The sequence below is a fragment of the Micromonospora sp. M51 genome (assembly GCF_018070305.1).
Lineage (GTDB): Bacteria > Actinomycetota > Actinomycetes > Mycobacteriales > Micromonosporaceae > Micromonospora > Micromonospora parva.
The window spans coordinates 1-5,412 of sequence record NZ_JAGPXZ010000415.1; the positions used below are offsets into that span (position 1 = coordinate 1).

Genomic DNA, 5,412 nt, shown 5'->3' on the forward strand with positions numbered 1-5,412 from the left:
AGGTCATCCGGCGGGGCGAGTTGATGACCGATCCGTCGCTGCTGGTGACCAACCCGAGCCGGACCGACCCCGCGGTGGCCCCGGCGGACCGGCACACCTACTACGTGCTCGCCCCGGTGCCCAACCTGCACCGGTCGCCGTTCGAGTGGCGCGGCGACCTGACCAAGCGCTACACCGAGCAGCTGATCGGCACCCTGGAGGAGCGCGGCTACGTCGGCTTCGGCGCCGGGGTCGAGGTGCTACGGGCGGTCACCCCCGCCGAGTGGGAGGAGCAGGGAATGGCAGCGGGCACCCCGTTCGCCGCCGCGCACACCCTCTTCCAGACCGGCCCGTTCCGCCCGTCCAACCTGCACCGCGACCTGTCGAACGTGGTGTTCGTCGGCTCCGGGACCCAGCCCGGCGTGGGCGTACCGATGGTGCTCATCTCCGGCAAGCTCGCCGCCGGCCGAATCACCGGGGAAGGTCGATGAGCAGCCGCGAAAAACATCTCGTCGAACTCGTCGACGAGACCGGCAAGGCCCACGGCGAGACAACCGTCGCCGCCGCGCACCAACCCCCGGGGCAACTGCACCGGGCCTTCTCGGTGTTACTGATGGACCCGGACGGCCAGGTGCTGCTCCAGCGTCGGGCCGCCGCCAAGACCCGGTTCCCGCTGCGCTGGGCCAACTCCTGCTGCGGCCACCCGCAGCCCGGGGAGTCGCTCGCCGAGGCGGCCAACCGCCGGCTGAGTGAGGAGTTGGGCGCGGGCCCGGTCGAGCTGACCGAGGTCGGCATCTACGTCTACTACGCCGAGGACCCGGCCACCGGTCGGGTCGAGTTCGAGTACGACCACGTGCTGCGAGGCGAGTTCCTGCCCGGCGCTCCGCTGCTGCCCGACCCGGACGAGGTGGCCGAGCTGCGGTGGGCCGACCCCACCGCGCTGGAGGTCGAGTTGTCCCTCGACCCCCGGTCGTACGCGCCCTGGCTGGGCGGGGTGGTGAACCGGCTGCTCCGCCCCTCGGGGTCCCGGTCGGGCGCAACCGGTCCGGTCATGACCCCGCCCGGATCGTCGGCGGATGACACGGCGGAGCGGTCGGGTGGTCGATGAGGCGCTGAGCGCGGGCGCTGTCGCACGCCGGCTGGGGGTCGCGGTGACGACCCTCCGCACCTGGCACCAGCGCTACGGGCTCGGTCCCAGCGAACACATCCCCGGTCACCACCGCCGGTACACCCCTTCCGACCTGGTCCGCCTCGAGATCATGCGGCGACTCACCGCCGAGGGGGTGAGCCCCGCCGAGGCGGCCCGCTGGGCCCGCCAGGCTCCGGATCCAACGGCCAACGGCACCGTCACCCCCACCCGGATCCACCCGACCGGCCGTGACGGCGGCGGCACCATCCCGGTCGGCCGTGCCGGCCCGGCGGCCCGCGGACTGGCCCGGGCGGCGATGCGCCTGGACGCGGCGGCGATCAGTGAGACGATCGCGCACGCCCTGGCCGCCGACGGCGTCGTCGCCACCTGGGACAGCCTGTTGCGCCCGGTCCTCGCCGGCATCGGCGAACGGCACGCCGCCACCTCCGGCCTGATCGAGGTGGAACACCTCATGTCCCGCTGCGTCTCGGAAGCGCTCGCGGCGGCCAGCCGGGCCAAGGTCCCCACCGGGCCGGCCCGGATCCTGCTCTCCTGTGCCGACGAGGAACAGCACACCCTGCCGCTGGAGGCGCTGGCCGCAGCACTCGCGGAGGCCGGTGTCAGCTACCGGATGCTCGGCGCCCGGGTGCCGGTGGCCGCGCTCGTCGAGGCGGTCAACCGGACCGGACCGGCCGCCGTGGTGCTCTGGTCACACACTCGGGCCACCGCCGACCCGGCCCAACTCAGCGCGCTCCTGGCCGCACCCCGACGCCCGTTGCTGGTGCTCGCCGCCGGCCCCGGCTGGCGCGCCGACACCCTGCCCGCCGGGGTGGTGCGGCCGGTGGACCTGGCCGAGGCGGTCTCACTCTCCGCTGCCGTGCGCGACGCCCTGCACCAGTCGAGGCGTGACTGATCGCACTGTCGCCGGCTGGCGGCGTGAACTACCGTCGGGCGGGTCCGCCTACCCCGACCCCTCCGGGAGCGAGCAGATGCAAGCCCGTGCCGTCCTGGCGTCCGTCCTCGCCGTGGCGCTGGTCTTGTCCGGTTGTGCCCAGCCGCACCGCACCATCGCACCCGTCGGTGCCCCACCGCCGGAATCGACCGCGCCACCCACCCCGAAACCGCACCCCAGTGTCACCAAGCCGGCCAAGCCGCCACTGCGGCCGCTGCCGGCCAAGCTGCCCGCCGGTCTGGGTCGCAACACCGGCGTACGCCCGGTGGCCCTGACGTTCGACGACGGGCCCAGCCCAGCCTGGACACCCAAGGTGCTCGACCAACTGAAGGCCGCCAAGGTGACAGCGACCTTCTGCGTCGTCGGTCGGGAGGTGCAGCGCCACCCGGAGCTGGTCCGACGGATCGTCCGGGAGGGACACCAGCTCTGCAACCACAGCTGGCGACACGACCTCGATCTCGCCCGCCGACCCGTCGCCGAGATTCGGGCCGACCTGGACCGCACCAACAAGGCCATCCAGAAGGCCTCTCCCGGCGCGAAGGTGCCGTTCTACCGGCAACCGGGCGGCCGGTGGACGTCGGAGGTGCTCGGGGTGGCCAAGAACCTCGGCATGCGCCCGCTGCACTGGTCGGTCGACCCGCAGGACTGGGACAAGCCCACCGCGGCCACCATCGGCAAACGGGTGCACGCCGCCACCCGCCCCGGGGCCATCGTGCTGCTGCACGACGGTGGCGGAAATCGGGCCGCGACCCTCGCCGCCTGCCCGAAGATGATCGCCGATCTGAAGCGGCGCTTCGGCATCACCCGACTCCACTAGAACCGCCCTGACCTGCGGTTATGACCCGTCCCAAGCCCTTGGTGATACCGATTTTGTCGACCGGCCGGGCATCACGTATGCTTTCGAAGCCTCCGGCGGGGCCGGATGGGAGCAAGTCCGCTTGAAGTTGCGAGTGTGCAATGATGGCGGGGCCGCCCTCATCGTCTAGCGGCCCAGGACGCCGCCCTTTCAAGGCGGTAGCACGGGTTCGAATCCCGTTGGGGGCACGACCGGCGCAAGCCGGAGCAACACAAGCTAGGTCCTGTGGAGCAGTTGGAGTGCTCGCCGCCCTGTCAAGGCGGAGGTCGCGGGTTCAAGTCCCGTCAGGACCGCAGCGCTGACGCCGCGCCCCGCGCGGCGTTCTGCGTATCGGAGCAGGTCGCCTTGCCACCGGTTCGTCCGGTTGCCGGGTAACATGAGCCGAGCGGCACGGCCAGGTAGCTCAGTTGGTACGAGCGTCCGACTGAAAATCGGAAGGTCGGCGGTTCGACCCCGCCCCTGGCCACATAGCCTTTCGCCGGGCTACAGAGGTCCCCACCAGCGGATTCGCAGGTGGGGATCTTGCTGTTTCCGGTGCTTGCTCCGACGACCTCCGGCCAGCCCACGCGCCCAGCCCAACCCGGCTGCGTGACCAGCACCACCACGGGTCCGCTTGATCGACTCGACTTTCGTGACATCGCGGTGTCCCAGCGCGCGCGACACCGCGATATCAAGGAAACCGAGTCGATCACCCACGCCACGCGGCTACCTGTCGGTCGCGGCGGGCGGCGGGCGGCGGGGCGGCGTCGACCGGGGCGGGCGGCGGGGCGGGGTCAGTCGCGGCGACCCTGCGGGCGGTGCTGCGCGACGCCGCCCTGAATCGCCTCCCACACGCTGCGTCCGGCCTGTCGCAACGTCTCCCCCGCCTGCTCGGCGAGTTGGGCCGCACTCTGCGCGGCGCTCTGGGCCGCCGCCTGCGCCGCGCCCGGCAGACCACCGTCGCCATCCCCGGACGGGCTCGGACCGGCCCCAGCCGACTGATCGGGTTTGCCGCGGCCTTCTGCGGCCGCCGTCCCCGCCAGCCCCTCGGGGCGTTGCGGCCCCTGGCCCGCCCCGGCCGGCCGCTGTCCCTGCGAATGCCCCTGGTCAGCTGACCCGGGGCCGCCAGCTCGCGGTCCGGGGCCGCCAGCATCTGGTGCCGACCCGGCCGGACCGACCCCGGACCGACCGGCATCCTCACGACCCGCATCCGCCCGACCCCCATCCGCCCGATCAGAACCCCGCCGACCAGGCCCCGGCTGATCAGGCCCCGGCTGACCAGACGCAGGCCGATCAGAACCCGGCCGACCAGGTTCAGGCTGGTCAGAACCCGGCTGACCGAGAACCTGCCGAGCGGAAGCCGGCCGACCACGGTCGACTGACGGTCCGGCTGCGCCCACCTGCCGGCCCGGCTCGTCGCGTAGGCGGTCCGAGTGCCGGCTCGACGCTTTGATCTCCGCCGCGCCCGAGGTCACCTGTTGGGTGCTGCGCTCCACGTCGTCGACGGCAGTGTGCGCGAGCGCCTCGATGATCTGTGGGTTGTTGTCGAGTGTGTCGAGCGCTCGCCCCAGGATCCTGGTCAGCTGCTCCAACCGGACCCGCAGCTGCGCCTCGGCGTTCACCCCGTTGACGTTCAACTCGCCACCGTTGAGGTGCACCCGTACGCCGGCGTCGACCTGGAGCAGGTTGGCCACTCGGGCGCGCAGCGACAGGTCGGCCTCCAGGCCGTCGACCGCCAGTCGGATGGAGTCGACGGAGACCTTCGGAATGTCGAGCAGGACGTCCGGGTTCCCGCTGTCGACGTTCCGGTCCGGCTCCCGCTGCTGTCCGCTCTCGCTCATGCTCTCCCGCCCCGCCTGCGTTCCGGCCCGGTCGTCCGAGCCGTTGGGCGCGGTTACCCGCTTTCCGGCGCGGCATCCCGTCCGTGACGACCCGGCGACCCTCTGTCTGGAACCGGGCACCGCGCGAAGCTGCACAGCCGGGCATCAGCCGGTATGGTCCGGGCCTATGGGACAGGAATTGACTGATCCGGCCGACATCCGGCAGGACGTCGGCCAATTCTCTCTCCGGTGCGGCCTTGTCGTCCCGGGCACCGCCGAGCACGCGTTCGCGGTCTTCACTGATGAGCTGACCGACTGGTGGGTCACCGAGTACACCTGGTCCGGCCCGGACGCCTTGGCCGAGCTGGGCATGGAGCCGCGGGCCGGTGGCATGCTCTACGAGTTGGGCCCGTACGGCTTCCGCGCCGACTGGGGTCGGGTGCTCACCTGGGATCCGCCCCGCCGGCTTGTCTTCGTCTGGCAGATCGGCCCGGATCGGGCACCGGTGCCGGACCCGGCCCGCGCGAGCGAGGTCGAGGTGCTGTTCCATTCCGAGGGGCCGGAACGCACCCGGGTCGAGCTGGAGCATCGGCACTTCGACCGGCACGGCGAGGCTGCCGAGGGTTACCGCAAGGCGCTCACCGCCGGCTGGCACGAGTTGCTCACCCGCTACGTCGCCGCGGTGTCGCGCCCCCGT

The 5,412-nt window shown here is 72.3% G+C and carries 5 protein-coding genes, 3 tRNA genes and 1 pseudogene; 8 read left to right on the forward strand and 1 reads right to left on the reverse strand.

Annotated features, from left to right (window positions below; translation table 11 throughout):
- The 7 genes and pseudogenes from KBX53_RS20880 to KBX53_RS20910 form a co-directional block, all read left to right on the forward strand.
- Nucleotides 1-470, forward strand: a pseudogene (locus KBX53_RS20880) (FAD-dependent oxidoreductase); the annotation flags it as partial.
- A complete protein-coding gene (gene idi / locus KBX53_RS20885; RefSeq protein WP_210861153.1) occupies nt 467-1,087 on the forward strand; it encodes an isopentenyl-diphosphate Delta-isomerase in 621 nt (206 codons plus the stop codon). The pseudogene KBX53_RS20880 and the gene idi, both read left to right, overlap by 4 nt.
- Complete coding sequence (locus KBX53_RS20890) at nt 1,077-2,021, forward strand: MerR family transcriptional regulator (protein ID WP_030332235.1); 945 nt, start codon at nt 1,077-1,079, stop codon at nt 2,019-2,021. The genes idi and KBX53_RS20890 overlap by 11 nt, the downstream gene beginning before the upstream one ends.
- Nucleotides 2,022-2,097: 76 nt before the next feature.
- Entirely contained in the window at nt 2,098-2,877 is a 780-nt protein-coding gene (locus KBX53_RS20895) for a polysaccharide deacetylase family protein (RefSeq protein ID WP_030332233.1), read from the forward strand.
- A 154-nt stretch (nt 2,878-3,031) separates the two neighbouring features.
- Nucleotides 3,032-3,104 (forward strand) — tRNA-Glu (locus KBX53_RS20900).
- A 31-nt stretch (nt 3,105-3,135) separates the two neighbouring features.
- Nucleotides 3,136-3,209 (forward strand) — tRNA-Asp (locus tag KBX53_RS20905).
- 99 nt (nt 3,210-3,308) lie between these two features.
- Nucleotides 3,309-3,382, forward strand: a tRNA-Phe gene (locus KBX53_RS20910).
- A 307-nt stretch (nt 3,383-3,689) separates the two neighbouring features.
- Here the strand turns inward: KBX53_RS20910 and KBX53_RS20915 are convergent.
- Nucleotides 3,690-4,736, reverse strand: a complete 1,047-nt coding sequence (locus KBX53_RS20915) for a hypothetical protein (protein ID WP_210861156.1) — start codon at nt 4,734-4,736, stop codon at nt 3,690-3,692.
- A gap of 166 nt (nt 4,737-4,902) precedes the next feature.
- Here KBX53_RS20915 and KBX53_RS20920 point away from each other — a divergent pair.
- The coding region (locus tag KBX53_RS20920) for an SRPBCC family protein (RefSeq protein WP_210861154.1) at nt 4,903-5,412 on the forward strand (510 nt) is incomplete at its 3' end.